The 15,064-nt window shown below is 62.7% G+C and carries 13 protein-coding genes; 7 read left to right on the forward strand and 6 right to left on the reverse strand.

All coding sequences use genetic code 11. The features are described 5' to 3' along the window. Nucleotides 1-119 precede the first annotated feature (119 nt). Nucleotides 120-1,625 (reverse strand): DUF3369 domain-containing protein, encoded by a 1,506-nt coding sequence (locus O3298_RS23615; protein ID WP_289919309.1) that lies wholly within the window; start codon nt 1,623-1,625, stop codon nt 120-122. Between the two features lie 435 nt (nt 1,626-2,060). Between O3298_RS23615 and O3298_RS23620 the strand changes: the two genes are divergently transcribed. Together O3298_RS23620 and O3298_RS23625 are read left to right on the forward strand one after the other, a co-directional pair. Further along, nucleotides 2,061-2,564 carry a DUF3016 domain-containing protein gene (locus tag O3298_RS23620; protein ID WP_289919308.1) on the forward strand — a complete coding sequence of 168 codons (504 nt, stop codon included), beginning with the start codon at nt 2,061-2,063 and terminating at the stop codon, nt 2,562-2,564. Nucleotides 2,565-2,709: 145 nt separating this feature from the next. Continuing rightward, on the forward strand, nt 2,710-3,252 hold the full coding sequence (locus O3298_RS23625; protein ID WP_305056692.1) for a DUF3016 domain-containing protein: 543 nt from the start codon (nt 2,710-2,712) through the stop codon (nt 3,250-3,252). Here O3298_RS23625 and O3298_RS23630 read toward each other — a convergent pair. From O3298_RS23630 to O3298_RS23640, 3 genes are all read right to left on the reverse strand, one after another. Beyond that, a complete protein-coding gene (locus O3298_RS23630) occupies nt 3,240-4,040 on the reverse strand; it encodes an ABC transporter substrate-binding protein (RefSeq protein WP_305060668.1) in 801 nt (266 codons plus the stop codon). The genes O3298_RS23625 and O3298_RS23630 overlap by 13 nt on opposite strands. 41 nt (nt 4,041-4,081) lie before the next feature. Beyond that, entirely contained in the window at nt 4,082-4,525 is a 444-nt protein-coding gene (locus tag O3298_RS23635; protein ID WP_077399141.1) for a thioesterase family protein, read from the reverse strand. Between the two features lie 130 nt (nt 4,526-4,655). Then, complete coding sequence (locus tag O3298_RS23640; protein ID WP_305060669.1) at nt 4,656-6,107, reverse strand: sorbosone dehydrogenase family protein; 1,452 nt, start codon at nt 6,105-6,107, stop codon at nt 4,656-4,658. Nucleotides 6,108-6,323: 216 nt separating this feature from the next. On the opposite strand from O3298_RS23640, the gene O3298_RS23645 reads away from it, so the two are divergent. Beyond that, on the forward strand, nt 6,324-7,430 hold the full coding sequence (locus O3298_RS23645) for an S-(hydroxymethyl)glutathione dehydrogenase/class III alcohol dehydrogenase (protein WP_034753481.1): 1,107 nt from the start codon (nt 6,324-6,326) through the stop codon (nt 7,428-7,430). Nucleotides 7,431-7,548: 118 nt separating this feature from the next. Continuing rightward, nucleotides 7,549-7,782 carry a hypothetical protein gene (locus tag O3298_RS23650; RefSeq protein WP_034784311.1) on the forward strand — a complete coding sequence of 78 codons (234 nt, stop codon included), beginning with the start codon at nt 7,549-7,551 and terminating at the stop codon, nt 7,780-7,782. A gap of 12 nt (nt 7,783-7,794) precedes the next feature. On the opposite strand, the gene O3298_RS23655 is transcribed toward O3298_RS23650, so the two are convergent. Further along, complete coding sequence (locus tag O3298_RS23655; RefSeq protein ID WP_077399151.1) at nt 7,795-8,799, reverse strand: GlxA family transcriptional regulator; 1,005 nt, start codon at nt 8,797-8,799, stop codon at nt 7,795-7,797. A gap of 115 nt (nt 8,800-8,914) precedes the next feature. On the opposite strand from O3298_RS23655, the gene O3298_RS23660 reads away from it, so the two are divergent. From O3298_RS23660 to O3298_RS23670, 3 genes are all read left to right on the forward strand, one after another. Next, a complete protein-coding gene (locus O3298_RS23660; RefSeq protein WP_305060670.1) occupies nt 8,915-11,866 on the forward strand; it encodes a polymer-forming cytoskeletal protein in 2,952 nt (983 codons plus the stop codon). Nucleotides 11,867-11,954: 88 nt separating this feature from the next. After that, on the forward strand, nt 11,955-12,653 hold the full coding sequence (locus O3298_RS23665) for a dienelactone hydrolase family protein (protein WP_289905650.1): 699 nt from the start codon (nt 11,955-11,957) through the stop codon (nt 12,651-12,653). Nucleotides 12,654-12,785: 132 nt separating this feature from the next. Further along, complete coding sequence (locus O3298_RS23670; protein ID WP_289905649.1) at nt 12,786-13,202, forward strand: SRPBCC family protein; 417 nt, start codon at nt 12,786-12,788, stop codon at nt 13,200-13,202. A gap of 139 nt (nt 13,203-13,341) precedes the next feature. Here the strand turns inward: O3298_RS23670 and O3298_RS23675 are convergent, their stop codons facing one another. Then, complete coding sequence (locus O3298_RS23675; RefSeq protein ID WP_305060671.1) at nt 13,342-14,958, reverse strand: M28 family peptidase; 1,617 nt, start codon at nt 14,956-14,958, stop codon at nt 13,342-13,344. Between the last annotated feature and the right edge of the window lie 106 nt (nt 14,959-15,064).

Consider the following 15,064-nt stretch of genomic DNA (forward strand, 5'->3'; position numbering starts at 1 on the left):
TTTCAGGTCCGCTTGGCCCGGAATGCCCGTCTTGGAGACCTGGGCCGAAGCGTGTTTTGCCGGCGTGCGTATTGCTCAGGGGGCACTTGGCTCTTGGACGAACTGCGTAATCCGGTCTGCTAGTCTGGAAAACGTTGATTTAACGCAAGCGCTTCATCCAGGTTCGCAATCAGCAATTCCACATATTGCGGATCCAGGTGGCTGCCGCTGACTTCGCGCAGGTAGCTGACCACGCGCTCCAGGGGCCAGGCGTCCTTGTAGCAGCGCTTGTGCATCAGGGCGTCGAAGACGTCGGCGACGGCGGCGATGCGCGCGTATTTGTGGATGTGCTCGCCGACCAGGCCTTGCGGGTAGCCGCTGCCGTCGTATTTTTCGTGGTGCTGGTGGGCAATCACGGCGGCCGCCTTCAGCAGCGGGCGCTGCGAGCCGTCGAGGATGGACATGCCCACCGTCGGATGCTGCTTCATGATTTCCCATTCGGCCGCATCGAGCTTGCCCGGTTTGAGCAGCACGGCGTCAGGCGTGGAAATCTTGCCGATGTCATGCATGGGCGCCGCATGGCGCAGCACCATGGTTTCTTCTTCCGACATGCCGGACGCCTGCGCCAGCAGCTGGCACACTTCGGCCATGCGGCGCACGTGGTTGCCCCCTTCGTGCGAGCGCGATTCGACGACGTCGCCCAGGCGCAGGATCAGCTCGGCCTGGGTATCGGTGATTTCCTGCGTCAGCAGGATATTGTCGAAGGCGATGGCCACGCCGGAACAGAAGACTTCCAGCAATTGCGCATCGAGGTCGGAGATTTCTTCCACGCCCTTGAGTACCAGCAGCGAGGCCTTGCCGCTGCTGTTCGGGAAATAGCCGACATAGGTGTCGCCGTGCAGGCGCGAAATCTTGTTGCTCTTGGCGTCGTCCAGCTGCGACAGCAGGGAAGGGCTGAGGATGCCGTCATCCGTGTCGCCGATCTGCGCGAGGATTTCATAATCCTGTTCGCCCGAAATGGCGCTGGCGCCGCGCAGGCGCAGCAGCATGCTCGTTTCCAGGCGCAGCAGGGCGACGACTTGCTGCAGCAGGCCGCTGGCGAAGTCGCGCAGGTTGCGCTGCTTGAAGATGTGCGCCGAGGCGGCGATGACGCGCTCGAGTCCCTCGCGGTAATGGAGCTGGGCCTGGCGAGCCTCTTCCACCTTCATGATGTCGCGGTAGGCGCGCAGGGCGGCAAAGGTGGTGGTGAACAGCTTGGTGCGGTCCAGTTCCGTCTTTTCCTTGTAGTCGTTGATGTCGTAGTTGACGATCACCCGTTCTTCCGGCGCCTGTCCCGGCTGTCCCGTGCGCAGCACGATGCGCGTAAACTGGTTGCCCAGGTCTTCGCGCATCCAGCGCGCCACTTCCAGGCCGCTGTCTTCGCGCTCCATCACCACGTCGAGAAACACCAGCGCGATGCCTGCTTCGCGCGCCAGCACCTGCTTGGCTTCGGCGCCGCTGTACGCATGCACGAAGCTCAGCGCGCGGCCTTCCAGCCGGAAACGGCTCAGCGTCAGTTCCGTGATGTCGTGGATGTCGGGTTCATCGTCGACGAGCAGGACTTTCCAGGGGGGTAACTTGGGCGAGGCTGAAGACAAAAATGACATAAGGACGAGTTCCGCTAAAAGGCATAACTGACGCAATGCTGAGACGCCTGCGCCAGACTAAGCTGTGCGCCACCACTGGCGTTGCGCGTTTTTCGGGCGCATTTTGTCGATTGTAGACTGACAGCTAAGTATTAACAATAAGCAAGAACAATTGACTAAAATCATGCAACATCCATGCCAAAAAGGCACTTTAAATCCATGCTGCTGACACTATCTATACTTTATCGCTTAGGCAACTATATTTTCAAGACAATACTTTGTTTTAGTTAATATTGCCAATGAATCTGTAAAAAAATACGGCGTCTTGCTGTTCTGGCGGAAAAGCGGAAAAGTAACAAGGTATGAATTACGCGCCAGAATGGAAGGTAGCGCGTTATATTAAACAAGCATAAGAAAGTGGCGCCATGCCACGTACATTTCCTGAAAGGGTACATCATGCAAAAGCAAACGACGCGCGCCCTGATCGCCGGTCTGGCCTTGCTGGCCAGCAGCGCGGCCTGGGCAGGAACGGAAGTGCATTTCAGCAAGCCGGATCAATTCACGGATGTACCGTTCGACCCGCACGAGCGGGAAGAGGTGTTGAAAGAACTGAGCCGGCATTTCGAAAAGCTGGGCGCATTGCTGCCACCCGGGCAGACCTTGAAAATCGACGTGACGGACGTGGACCTGGCGGGACGTGAGAATCCCAACCTGCGTGCCGGCCAGGATATCCGCGTCATGAATGGCGGGGTCGACTGGCCGCGCATGCGCCTGCACTATGTGCTGGAACAGAATGGCAAGGTCATCAGCAGCGCCGATGCCGCGCTGTCCGACATGTCTTACCTGAGCCGTATCAATCCTTACTTCAGCAATGAAAAGTTGCGTTATGAAAAGCTGATGATCGACGAATGGTATGCCGATACCTTTGGCATCAAGGTCAAGCGCAAGGCCCGCAAGTAGGCTGCGCGGCTGGGCGCCGGGCCTGCGCTGCACGAAACGTATTGCGCTCCGGAAATTTTCACTTCAGGCTATAGTCAAACGGGAAACAGGCAGATGCCGGCATTGCGGCAGCTGCCTGCCCGTGAACTTTCTGAAAGGAATGCATATGCGTATTTCCAGCATGACGAAGGCATGGATAGCCGCCTTGGCGCTGGCTGCTGGCAGCAGCGCCTGGGCAGGCGTCCAGGTGACGTTCGACAAGCCCGACGACTATTCCGATGTACCGTTCAGTTCGCGAGACCGGGAGCAGGTCCTGGAGGGCCTGGCCAATCACTTTAGCTGGCTGGGCAAGGGCTTGCCGCATGGCCAGGAGCTCCGGATCGAGATCACCGATGTCGACCTGGCGGGGCGCGAAGACCCGGCGCGCCGCGGCGCCTTCGATGTGCGCTTGATGACGGGCCGCGCGGACTGGCCGCGGCTGCGCTTGCGCTATACGCTCGAGCAGCAGGGCAAGGTCATCGCCAGCGGCAATGCCTACCTGTCGGACATGTCCTATTTGCAGCATATCAATCGTTATCCCAGCAACGATGCCTTGCGCTATGAAAAGCGCATGATCGACGATTGGTTCAAGAATACCTTCGGCGTCCAGCCCCAGGGTCGCAGCCGTCCCGTCATGACCTTGCAGCCGCGCGACGTTCAGCGCAAATAAGCCGCTTCGATGCGCGCCAGCTGGCCGCTTTGGCGCAGGGCCAGCAGGGCGGCATTCATCTGCGCGACGAAGTCGGCCTTGTAGGCCGGCGTGTTGCGCGCACTGTAGGCGATATACGTGGCTTCGGACGACAATTCCAGCACTTCGTGCAAGGCAAAGCCGTAACGGGCCAGTTCGCCGCCCAGCCGGCGCGCCGTGTGGCGTGCCGCGCCGCGGTCGCTGGCGTAGCAATCGATGCGCCGCAAGGCCAGTTTTTTCAGATTGGCTTCATTGCCCTTGGCCGCTTCCAGGCGCAGCAGTCCCTCGCGGGCCGGCGCCATCAGTTTTTCCGAGAGTAAAAAACCCGTATTGACGCCGATGGTCAGGCCGGCAAAGTCGGCGGGAAACCGCGTACGCGGCGTGCGCATGACGGCGTCATGGCAAAACAGCACCACCGATTCGCGGTACAGCATGGCCGAATACGGCTGCACGTAGGGCCGTTCCGTCTTGCGTCCGGGCGGAAACAGGCCGAACACCTGGCCCTTTTCCAGCGCATCGAGGCCCCGCTTCCAGGGGCGCGGCTGCAGTTCCAGCCGGTAGCCGGGCATCGTGCTGGCCGCCTGGCGCAGGATATCGACATACATGCCCTTGAAGACGCCGTTTTCCACATAGCTGTACGGCGCATAGTCGTCGTCGCCGTACAGGATGACGGTTTGCGGCGCGGCATGGCCGATGCCGGGTGCGGCCATCGCGCAGAGGGCGGCCAGCAGGCAGGCGCCGGCGCGGCGCAGGTCAATTTTACATATCATCCTGACAAGCATACAGGATGATGGCCGGAATGTACCGCGCCTCAATCGATCCAGTTCACCTGCGGGAACTTGCTGCCGAAATCTTCCGGCATGGGCACGACCTGGCTGAGCTTATAGTTGAAAAACACAAAGCCGGACTTGGCCATCGCGATCAGGGTGCTGTCGCGCGGACGCGTGATGCGGAAAGTGATGTCGCCGCCATACTTGTTGAAATCCATGACGCCCACTTCGAACAGCAACTGGTCGCGCGCATGGGCTTCGGCGCGGTAGGTGGTGGCCAGGTCGGTGACGATGATGCCGGTACCGTCCGCTTCGATGTCGCGCACGCCATATTCGAACAGGAAGCGGGCGCGGGCCTCGGAAATCATGGAAATCATGGAATCGTTGCCGAGATGGTTGCCGGCGTTGATGTCCGTGGTGCGTACCGTCAGTTGCGAGGAATAGCAGTACTGGTCTTCGGGAAATTCAAGTTTCAAACGGGCCATGGTGTTCTCTTGGGCTGGTGCGCAGGGCGCGGCGAAAATGCCAATTCTAGCCGGTTCCCCGCACCCCGTCGAAAAATGCCGCCCCAGGCGTGCGCCGCCATGACTGCTTGCGCGCGCTATTCACGTACGCTTATTTGCGCACGATCCGGTACACCTTGCCCGTGCCGCTCAGCATGTACAGCTCGTTTTGACCATCCTGGCCGAACGACACGATGTTGCCCACGTTCGCGATACCCCAGTCCGTCACGGTCGAGGCCGTGCCATTGCCGTAGCTGAAACTCTTCAGCCAGCCGCTGCAGTAGTCGGAATACAGGTATTGCCCCGCCAGTTCCGGCAGGGCCGCGCCCCGATACACATAGCCGCCCGTGATCGAACAGCCGCCGGCCGTATCGTGGCCGTAGGTGATGACGGGCAAGACCAGCCCCGCCTGGCTGCAGCTGCTGCTGCTGTTGTAGCACTGCGCGCCTTCCATGATGTTCCAGCCATAGTTGTTGCCCGCCTGGGAGGCGGGACGCACATCGACCTCTTCCCAGCTGGCCTGGCCCACATCGGCGATATACAGCAGCTGGGCCGGCGCGTCGAAGGCGTAGCGCCACGGATTGCGCAAGCCGTAGGCCCAGATTTCAGGGCGTCCGCCCGCCGTGGCAAAGGGATTATCGGGTGGAATGGTGTACGGCTGGGCGACGCTGCTGGCGTTGACGTCCAGGCGCAGCAGTTTACCGAGCAGCACATTCGTGTTTTGCGCGTTGCCGGGCGGGTCGCCGCCGCTGCCGCCGTCGCCCGTGCCCGCATACAGATAGCCGTCCGGGCCAAAGCTGAGCAAGCCGCCATTGTGGTTGCTGAAGGCGGGGTGGGCAATCGTGAGGATGGCCAGCGCGGACAGGGGATCGGCCACGTTGGCGTTGCCGGCCGACACTTGCCGCCGCTCGATGACGATGTCGCCGGCCAGGTTGGTGTAATAGATGAAGAAATAGCCATTGCTGGCGTACTGCGGATGAAAGGCCAGCGACAGCAAGCCCCGTTCGCCGCTGGTGGTGGTGAGCGTACTGATGTCGAGGAAGGGTGTGGCCAGCAGGCTGCCGTTCTGCACCACGCGGATGCGGCCGGCCCGTTCGACAATGAACAAACGGCTGTCGCCGGGCGGCGCCGTGAGGAAGAGGGGGGCATCCAGTCCGCTGGCCACTTCCTGCAGGCGCAGGGCCAGCGGCGTGGCTGCCGCATACGTGACGCTGGCGCTGGCCGTCGCCCCCGCAGTGACTTGCACCTGTTGCGTGACGGGCGTGGGCGCCAGCGTCCCCGTGCCTTGCGTCACGCTGGCGGCGCCAACCGCGTAGGCGCCGGGCGCCAGGCCGGTGAGCGTGGTGCTGGCCGTCAGCGTCTTGCTGTACGACGCCGGCCCCGTGACCGTGACGGCGCCTGCCACGCCGGCCGGCAAGCCGCCGATGGTGACCGTCAGGTTTCCCGTGGTGGCGCCCGGCGCAGGGTGGTGATGGCCGCCGCCACAAGCAGCCAGCAGCGCCAGGCAGCATGCCAGCAGCAGGGCCAGCCAGGGCAGCGGCAAGCGGGAAAGGAAATGGCGCATGTCAGTCTCCTGCGGGAACGACGCAATGGCTGCTCAAGAGGGGATGGGCTTGTGCCAAGAATGCGCGTCTTTGCGGCGGGAAGTTTGAGCTGGCGCAAACGTACGGTGGCATCGGACAAATGCGCCGCGTTTTCAGACAAGCGCGCCGGCACTTGCGCCACCGCGCCCGCCGGCGCCCGATAATGGCGCATCTGAAACCGAGCAGGAATGACACATATGAAAACCAAAGCCGCGATTGCCTGGAAAGCGGGCGCCCCGCTGACCATCGAAGAAGTCGACCTGGCCGGCCCGCGCGCCGGCGAAGTGCTGGTCGAGCTGAAAGCCACGGGCATCTGCCATACCGATTACTACACCCTGTCCGGCGCCGACCCGGAAGGCATCTTCCCCGCCATTCTCGGCCATGAAGGCGCCGGCGTCGTCGTCGACGTGGGCCCGGGCGTGACGACCCTGAAAAAGGATGACCACGTCATTCCCCTGTACACGCCGGAATGCCGACAGTGCAAATTCTGCCTGTCGCAAAAGACCAATCTGTGCCAGGCCATCCGCTCCACGCAGGGCCGCGGCCTGATGCCGGACGCCACCAGCCGCTTTTCGCTGAATGGCCAGCCGCTGTTTCACTACATGGGCACGTCCACCTTTTCCAATTACATCGTCGTGCCGGAAATCGCCCTGGCGAAAATCCGCTCCGACGCGCCGTTCGACAAGGTGTGCTACATCGGCTGCGGCGTGACGACGGGCGTGGGCGCCGTGCTGTTCTCGGCCAAGGTCGAGGCGGGCGCCAACGTGGCCGTGTTCGGCCTGGGCGGCATCGGCCTGAACGTGATCCAGGCGGCGAAGATGGTGGGCGCCGATAAAATCATCGGCATCGACATCAATCCGGCGCGCCAGGCCATCGCGCGCAAGTTCGGCATGACGCATTTTATCAATCCGAACGAAGTGGAAAACGTCGTCGATGCCATCGTGCAACTGACGGACGGCGGCGCCGATTATTCGTTCGAGTGCGTCGGCAACACGACCCTGATGCGCCAGGCGCTCGAGTGCACGCACAAGGGCTGGGGCAAATCGTTCATCATCGGCGTGGCGGCGGCGGGCCAGGAAATTTCCACGCGTCCATTCCAGCTGGTGACGGGACGCGAATGGCGCGGTTCGGCCTTCGGCGGCGCGCGGGGCCGCACGGACGTGCCGAAGATCGTCGACTGGTATATGGAAGGCAAGCTCAACATTGACGACCTGATCACGCACCGCTTGCCGCTCGAACGCATCAACGAAGGTTTCGACCTGATGAAGAGCGGCGAATCGATCCGTTCCGTCGTGTTGTATTAATTTTATCTGACTGTACTCATTGCGCAACACTTGACGGACGGGGCAGGGCGGCGCGCTGTACTTCGTTGCTTGCCCCTGCTAGTGTGAAGACATCACCGCCTTGCTTCGGGAGCCGTCCATGTTTGCCACTGCCTACCTCGCGACCTTGCGCCGCATGCTGCCCGTCTTTCTCGGCGCGGCCCTGTCTTCCCTGCTGGCCTTGTGGTGGAGCAATGCCGCCAGCCTCGCCACGCCCGCCATCTGGCTGGCGCTGCTGGCCACGTATCTGCTGTGCGCACTCCTGTTTACGCCGCTGGCCCGGCAGAGCCGCCAACTGGCCACGCGCCACGTGCGTCACGGCAAGCCGCGCTGATTCCCGCTGCGCCTAGCGCGCCGTGCTGGAAAAGCGCTCGCGGTAATCGCGCGGCGTGATGGCGAGTTTCTTTTGAAACAGGCGGCGCAGCCTGTCCTCGCTGTGCAAGCCCGCCTGTACGGCCACCTGTTTTAAGGAAGACACATTGTCTTCCAGCAAGCGACGCGCCACTTCAAAGCGGGCCGTGTCGATGAATTCCGTGGGGCTGGTGCCTGTTTCGCGCTGGAACACGCGCGTGAAATTGCGTTCGCTCATGGCCAGCCTGGCCGCCAGCAGCGGCACGGTAAGCTCTTCGGCAAGATGTTCCATGATCCAGCCCTGCAACTGGCGGATGGTCGGGTGCGTCGTCATCTGGCTCGACAGGTGCACGGAAAACTGCGACTGGCCGCCGGGCCGCTTCAGATACACGACCAGGTCGCGCGCCACTTCCAGCGCGATATCGCGGCTGAAATCGTCTTCCACCAGGGCCAGCGCCAGGTCGATGCCGGCCGTCACGCCGGCCGACGTCCAGAATTTCCCTTCCCGTACAAAAATCGCATCGGCATTGACCTGTATCAATGGATAGCGCTGGCGCAGGCTGTCCACGGCGCTCCAGTGCGTGGCGGCGCTCTTGCCGTCGAGCACGCCGGCCTCGGCCAGGAAGAAGCAGCCCGTGCACAGGGCCGCCAGGGTATCGATGCGCGGCGCCGCCTCGGCCACCCAGGCGGCGAGGGCGGGAATGTCCTGCAAGACTTGCTCGACGTGGTGGCAGCCGACGATGACGGCCAGGTCGGGCAGGCGGTTCACATCGAGCGCCTTGCTGGCGTGCAGCGACATCAGGGTGTCCGACTCGACCGGGCCGATGGCTGTCGAGGCGATGCGCACGTCGTAGCCGCCGGGCAGATTGCGCAGGCGCAAATGGGTGTTGGCGTAGTCAAACACCTTCATGGCGCCGATGGCTTCGAGCGCCTTGAAGCCGGGATAGACGATGATGTCGACGGTGCGCAGGGGGAATTCTTTGGGGCTTTGCTTGATCATGCGATATGCGCGAGGGGGATAAATACTGCCATAATGCAACAACAGCGATGGCGTAGGTTAGCATGAAATAATCCGCGCGCCCGCTGGCTCCCCACCCACCGGATTCCTCGATATCGTGCGCTTACTCCACATTTTTGCCGCCCTGACATTGCTGCTGGGCTCATCCCTTGCCCACGCGGCCACGCTCAACTTCAATGGCGGCGCCGTCAGCGGCTGCACCCTGCTGGCGTCCAGCACCCAATATACTTGCGCCTCGCTGGCGCTGAGCTCTACCGACGTCATCGTCATCGGCAGCGCGTATGCCGTGACGGTCAACAGTTCCCTGGCGATGAGTTATAACCAGGGCTTGACGATGAGCGGCGACGCCACGCTGACGGTCAAGGGCAACCTGGATATCAAGGATATCAATCCGCCGAACCTGAAAGTAACGGGGGGCAGCCTGACAGCCGAAGGCGGCACTTTCCTCATGGGCGCGCAGGAACAGACCGTCACGGCCAATATTTCGGCCACGACCATCAAGATGGGCTCGAACAACGTCAAGGTGACGGGCAAGATCAGCGCCAAGGGCCCGGTGGAAATTGCCTCGGGTTCCGTCATCAACGGGGCCATCAGCGGCACCGTCGTCAACATCCTGCCCGCCAGTACCCGCATCCAGGGCGATATCACGGCGACCACATCGCTGACCATCGGTTCCGGCAGCCAGGTGACGGGCAACCTGAAATCGCCGACCATCGACTTGAAGGCCTCGGGCCTGCTCGTCACGGGCGACGTGGACGCGAGCAATTCTTTGACGATCGCCTCCGGCAATGGCATCAAGGGCAATGTGGATGCTGGCGAGGTGACCCTCGACTCGTCCAACGCCTATATCACGGGCAACGCCAAGGTCGACCACATCACCCTGGGCTGGCAGGGCCGGGTGCAGCAAACCATCACTTGCAAGGCGTATACGCCGTCGAACCCGTGCAGTTGCGTGACGAACAACAGCGGCTGGGCCTTCAATGAACCGATGGGGCCGAAGTGCGGGCCCGGTACGCCGACCGGACTGCACCATTTCCAGATCGAGCACCCGCTGACGGCGCTCACTTGCCAGGTACCCACGGTGACGGTGACTGCCTGTGCCGATGCCAACTGCAGCGCGGTGTACAAGGGTAGTCCCAGCCCCAGCGTCACCGTCAGCCCGGGCGGCGTGCCGACGCAGATCGATACCAGCGGCGTCAATCCCAATGTCACGGTGCGCCAGACCACGGTGGGCATCGCCACCCTGAGCCTGGTCAGCACGCCCGCCACGACGGGCGCGCTGGTGTGCAAGAGTGGCGGCAACACGAGCAATTGCCAGATCAGCTTTCTTTCCAGCGGCTTCCAGGTAAGCGGCGTTCCGCGCTACGCGGAGGACGTGGCCGTACTGGAAATCAGCGCCTTGCAGACCTCGTCCGGCAACAGGGACGTGTGCGTGCCCATGTTTGCCAGCCAGACCAAGCAATTGAACCTGACTTGCGGGTACAGCAATCCGGACAAGGGAACATTGCCTGCGCGCATCTTTGACAGCGTCCAAAATAGCTATGTCGCCCTGGCTGGCAGCGACCAGAGCAGCTGCGCCGTGGCGAGCACCAAGGTGAATGTGACGTTTGGCGCCGATGGCGTGGCAAAGCCGAACATGCTGTATGCCGACGCGGGTGCGCTGATCCTGACGGCTGCCTACAAGCCGGACAGCGGCAGCGACAAAGGTTTGGACATGAAAGGCAACGGCACGGTCGTCGTGGCGCCGAAGAAATTTCTGTTCACGACGCTGGCGCCGATTCAGCGCGCGGGCCTGGCGGCAGCGCCCCTCGTGGCGGGGACGACCATCACGTTATCGGCCGTCAACGCGGCCGGTGCCGTGACGAAGAATTTCGGCAACGAAAGCGGTGTCGCCGTGCAAACAGTCGTGCTCGACCGTAATCTGCTGGCGCCGCTCTACACAGGCGTAGTCAATCCGCAGGTCAGCGGCGATCTCGATTTCGTGACGAAAGGGGGCATCATTGCGGCGCCGCCGCTGGTCTGGCCCGAAGTGGGCAAGATCAATTTCACGGCCGCGCTGCAAAACGGTTATCTGGGCAGCAGCCTGACGTCGCCGGGGACGAGCGATACCGTGCTCTTCTACCCGCACCACTTTGTAACGGAATTGGTCGTCAAGCAAGTGGACCTCCCGGGGGGGACGAAGACGGAGTTTCCCTTCCCGTGCAGCGCGCCGCTCGTGTGCGCCGGCAACCGCGCCGTGTATTCGCGCCAGCCCTTCGACCTGACCATCCGCGCCCAGACGGCCGCCGGCAACGAGACGAAGAACTTCGACGCCAGGAATGCCGACATCAATAAAACGCAGGTGCCGCTGGTCCCATATGACGCGGCCACGGGGAACAACAGCTATCCGCCCACGGCGCCATCGGGCAGCACGCTGACGGACGGGGCAACAGTACCTGCGGCCGTGACGGGCGTACCCGTCAGCAGTTTTACCAATGGCGTTGCCACGCGCGCCATCGCCTACAGTTTCCCCGCCGCCTATGCCGTGCCCAAGGACCCGACAGCGCTGGCATCGCCGACGGGGCTGCTGCTGCGCGCGACGTATGCCTATCCGGCGGCTGGCAATGTGAGCTCGGCGCCGGCCGATGGCAAGGAAGCGCAGCTGACCGTGTTCACGGGCCGCCTGATGGTGCCGCATGACTACGGTTCCGAGCGCTATCCCGTGCGCCTGGCCGTGCAGGCGCAGTACTGGGACGGCAAGACCTGGGTCACCAGTCTGCTGGACAGCATCAGTGCCTTCGGCAGCGCGCAGGTGGTGTTTGCCAATTGTAAGAAAACACTGGCGTGCAAGGACTTTGCATTCCCCGCTGGCACGACTATTACTTATACGTTCGACAAGGGCATCTTGCCGTCGAATAGACGCCTGATTGTGGCGGCGCCCGGCGCCGGCAAGACCGGCAGCGTCGATGTGTCCGTGCCCGGCATCGCGTACTTGCCCAGCACCGTGGGCACAGTCGTCTTTGGCGTCTTCAAGTCGGGCCCGGTGATTTATCTGCGCGAGATGTATTGAGCCAGGACAAAGGGTGGGCGCAGAAAGAGGGAAAAACCAGTAACATGCCTGGCTGTGGCATTCCCCCCAACCTCAGACTGGAGTTTCTATGAGCACAACATCGCAGTGGATCGATATCGCCGGCCCGGACGGCAGCTTCCAGGCTTACCTGGCCGTGCCGCACGTGGGCAAGGGCCCCGCCATCATCCTGTTGCAGGAAATTTTCGGCGTCAACGAGCACATCCGCGCCGTGGCCGACCAGTACGCGGCCGATGGCTATGTGGTGCTGGTGCCCGACCTGTTCTGGCGCGCCGGTGCGCACATCGAACTGGGCTATGACGCGGACGGCTGGAAGCGCGCCGTCGAACTCATGCAAGCTACCGACAATGCCCACGCCGACGCCGATATCAAGGCCACCATCGCCGTCCTGCGCGCGCGTCCGGAAGTGACGGGCAAGCTGGCGTCCGTCGGCTACTGCTTCGGCGGCCGCTTGTCGTTCCAGACGGCCGCGGCTGGCCTGGTCGACGCGGCCATCGCCTATTATGGCGGCGGCATCCAGAACAAGCTGGACCTGGCCGACCGCATCCAGGTGCCGCTGCTCATGCATTTCGGCGGCCAGGACAGCCACATTCCGCCGGAAGCCGTGCAAAAGATCGCCGAACGCTTCGAAGACCGGCAAGACGTGGAAATCCATATCTACCCGGGCGCCGAGCACGGTTTCAACTGCACCCACCGCGACAGCTACCAGCAGCGCGCCGCCGCCCACGCGCACGGCAATTCCTTGATTTTCCTGGCGGAAAACCTGTAAGGCTGCCTCGCCAGGCCGGCCAGTTGTTATTCTCGAGCTCAATACGCGCCCAGCAACAAAGCCGCATGGGCGCTAAAATAGCGGCTGTGCCGGGCAACGCCCGGCAAACCTGGATGAGGAACCGAATTAAAGATGGCCCAAGTAATTGTTTCTGTAACATTGGCGGCAAGCGCCGAACGCGTGTGGGATTTTATCGGCGGCTTCCAGTCGCTGGCTGAATGGTCGAGCTCGATCAAGACCAGCCTGTCCGAACACGGCGGCCGCGTGCGCCGCCTGAAAACCACGGACGGCGCCATCATCGCCGAACGCCTGCAAAGCTACAGCGAGGCGGACAAGAGCTACAGCTACACCATCGTTTCGGGGCCGATCCCCGTCAAGAACTACCGCTCCACCCTGCGCGTCACGGGCGAGCCGGGCGGCGCTTCCTGCGTGGCGGAATGGGCCAGCGAGTTCGACGCGGCCGAAGGCGTGGAAGAAGTCATGATCGGCGCCTTCCAGCACCTGTATGAAACGGCCTTCGTCGACCTGAAACGCATCATGGCAATTTAGAGCGCCTGACAAAAAGTCCATGGCGTTGTTGCGTTGCCTCGCCGTACATTCGTACTGTCTTCGGCAACACGCCTAGCCCTGAACATTTTGTCCAGCACTCTTAAAAAACACCGGCACAGGCCGGTGTTTTTCATGGCGCCTAGCGTTTCACCTTGCCAAACGCTTCGCCCTTGTTCCATGTAGGCAAATTCTTGTCGTTCGCCACTTCATAGCCGAGGTTCAGGGTGAACTGCGCCTGCTGCACCATGCCCGACAGGTCCCACGACGGGTGGTATTCATCCGTTACCTGGTGGTAATCCTTCTTGAACGCCACCAGGCGTTCGCTGGACGCTTTCGGCTCCTTGACGAAGTCGAACGAACCGTCGCCGGAAAACACGGCCGAACCCACGTTGAAGGCGGGCACGCCAGCCTTGGCGAAGGCAAAATGGTCGGCCCGGTAAAACGCGCCGGACAGGTCGGGAATGGTGGGCGCCAGGCGCAGGCCCATGCGCTTGGCCACCTTGGCGGCGCTCGCGTACAGGCTGCTGCGCTCGGCGCCGGCCACGCCGATGTCGTGCGTCTTGCCGACGAAATTCATGCTGTCGAGGTTCAGGTCGGCGGCCGTTTTCGCCAGCGGCCACAGGGGCTTGCGCGTGTAGGCCGTGCTGCCCAGCATGCCCGTTTCCTCGCCGGCCGGCCACAGGAAGATCTGCGTGCGCCGTGCAGGTTGTTTTACCGCAACTTGCGCCATGGCCAGCAGGGCCGCCGCGCCCGAGGCGTTGTCGATGGCGCCGTTGTAGATGTGGTCGCTCTGGCCGCTGCGGCTGTTGCCTTCGTCATCCTTGCCCAGGTGGTCCCAGTGGGCCGAGTAAATCACGGCTTCGTCCTTGAGTTTCGGATCCGTGCCCGGCACGATGCCGGCCACGTTGAATTGCTCGATGCTGCGGATCTGGCTGTTCAAGACCACCTTGACCGTCGCGTTCAAGGCCACGGGACGGAACTCGCGTGTTTCCGCCTGCGCGCGCAAGGCATCGAGGTCTTGCCCGCCCACCTGGAACAGGGCGCGCGCCATGTCTTCCTGCAGCCAGCCTTCCATCGCATTGCCCGCGCCGGCCAGGTTGAAGCGCTCATGGCCGAAACCGTTGGCCGGCACCGACCACGGATACGACGCGGACGCCGTCGTGTGGATCAGCAGCACGCCGGCGGCGCCCTGGCGCAGCGCTTCCTCGTACTTGTAGACCCAGCGGCCGTACCAGGTCAGCGACTTGCCGGCAAAGCGGTTCGGTTCGGCAACGGTCGGCTGCGGGTCGTTGACCATCAGGATGACCATTTTTCCTTTTAAATCAGCACCCTTGAAGTCGTCCCACTGCTCTTCGGGCGCGCGGATGCCGTAGCCGGCGAACACGACGGGCGCGTCGAACGCCACTTTCTGCTGGCCATTCGCCGCGCCAAAGACGATGTCCTGGCCGAAGGCGGGAGACAAGGTCTTGCCGCCCGCGCTGAAGGTCACTGTGCTCGATGGCAATGCCTTGCTGCCGACGATGGTCAGCGCCTGGCGATACGTGCCGTCCGGCAACGGCTGCAAGCCGGCCACGGCCGCCTGCGTTTCCAGGTAGCGCACGGCCAGGTCGCCGCCGCGCTGGCCCGTGCCGCGTCCTTCCAGCAAGTCGTCGGCCAGGAAGGACAGGTGGGCGCGCAGGGGCGCCTCGGCAACGAGCGGTTGGGCGAGGGTAGCCGTGCTGAACAGGCTGGCGGCGAGGACGAAGGGAAAGCGCATGACAACTCCAAAAGTGAATACGGGAAAGCAAAGCAGCGGTAATCTTACTCTACCGCAATGCTCTGGCGTAGCGCGCGGCGCGCGCCAGCCGATTGGGGCCACAATG

It is taken from the genome of Janthinobacterium sp. SUN137 (genome assembly GCF_030587265.1).
Classification (GTDB): domain Bacteria; phylum Pseudomonadota; class Gammaproteobacteria; order Burkholderiales; family Burkholderiaceae_D; genus Janthinobacterium; species Janthinobacterium kumbetense.

What these genes read in the sequence shown, in the direction of transcription:
- O3298_RS23615 (WP_289919309.1), bottom strand. Translation starts at nt 1,625, where the DNA reads ATGTCATTTTTGTCTTCAGCCTCGCCCAAGTTACCCCCCTGGAAAGTC.
- O3298_RS23620 (WP_289919308.1), top strand. Translation starts at nt 2,061, where the DNA reads ATGCAAAAGCAAACGACGCGCGCCCTGATCGCCGGTCTGGCCTTGCTG.
- O3298_RS23625 (WP_305056692.1), top strand. Translation starts at nt 2,710, where the DNA reads ATGCGTATTTCCAGCATGACGAAGGCATGGATAGCCGCCTTGGCGCTG.
- O3298_RS23630 (WP_305060668.1), bottom strand. Translation starts at nt 4,040, where the DNA reads ATGATATGTAAAATTGACCTGCGCCGCGCCGGCGCCTGCCTGCTGGCC.
- O3298_RS23635 (WP_077399141.1), bottom strand. Translation starts at nt 4,525, where the DNA reads ATGGCCCGTTTGAAACTTGAATTTCCCGAAGACCAGTACTGCTATTCC.
- O3298_RS23640 (WP_305060669.1), bottom strand. Translation starts at nt 6,107, where the DNA reads ATGCGCCATTTCCTTTCCCGCTTGCCGCTGCCCTGGCTGGCCCTGCTG.
- O3298_RS23645 (WP_034753481.1), top strand. Translation starts at nt 6,324, where the DNA reads ATGAAAACCAAAGCCGCGATTGCCTGGAAAGCGGGCGCCCCGCTGACC.
- O3298_RS23650 (WP_034784311.1), top strand. Translation starts at nt 7,549, where the DNA reads ATGTTTGCCACTGCCTACCTCGCGACCTTGCGCCGCATGCTGCCCGTC.
- O3298_RS23655 (WP_077399151.1), bottom strand. Translation starts at nt 8,799, where the DNA reads ATGATCAAGCAAAGCCCCAAAGAATTCCCCCTGCGCACCGTCGACATC.
- O3298_RS23665 (WP_289905650.1), top strand. Translation starts at nt 11,955, where the DNA reads ATGAGCACAACATCGCAGTGGATCGATATCGCCGGCCCGGACGGCAGC.
- O3298_RS23670 (WP_289905649.1), top strand. Translation starts at nt 12,786, where the DNA reads ATGGCCCAAGTAATTGTTTCTGTAACATTGGCGGCAAGCGCCGAACGC.
- O3298_RS23675 (WP_305060671.1), bottom strand. Translation starts at nt 14,958, where the DNA reads ATGCGCTTTCCCTTCGTCCTCGCCGCCAGCCTGTTCAGCACGGCTACC.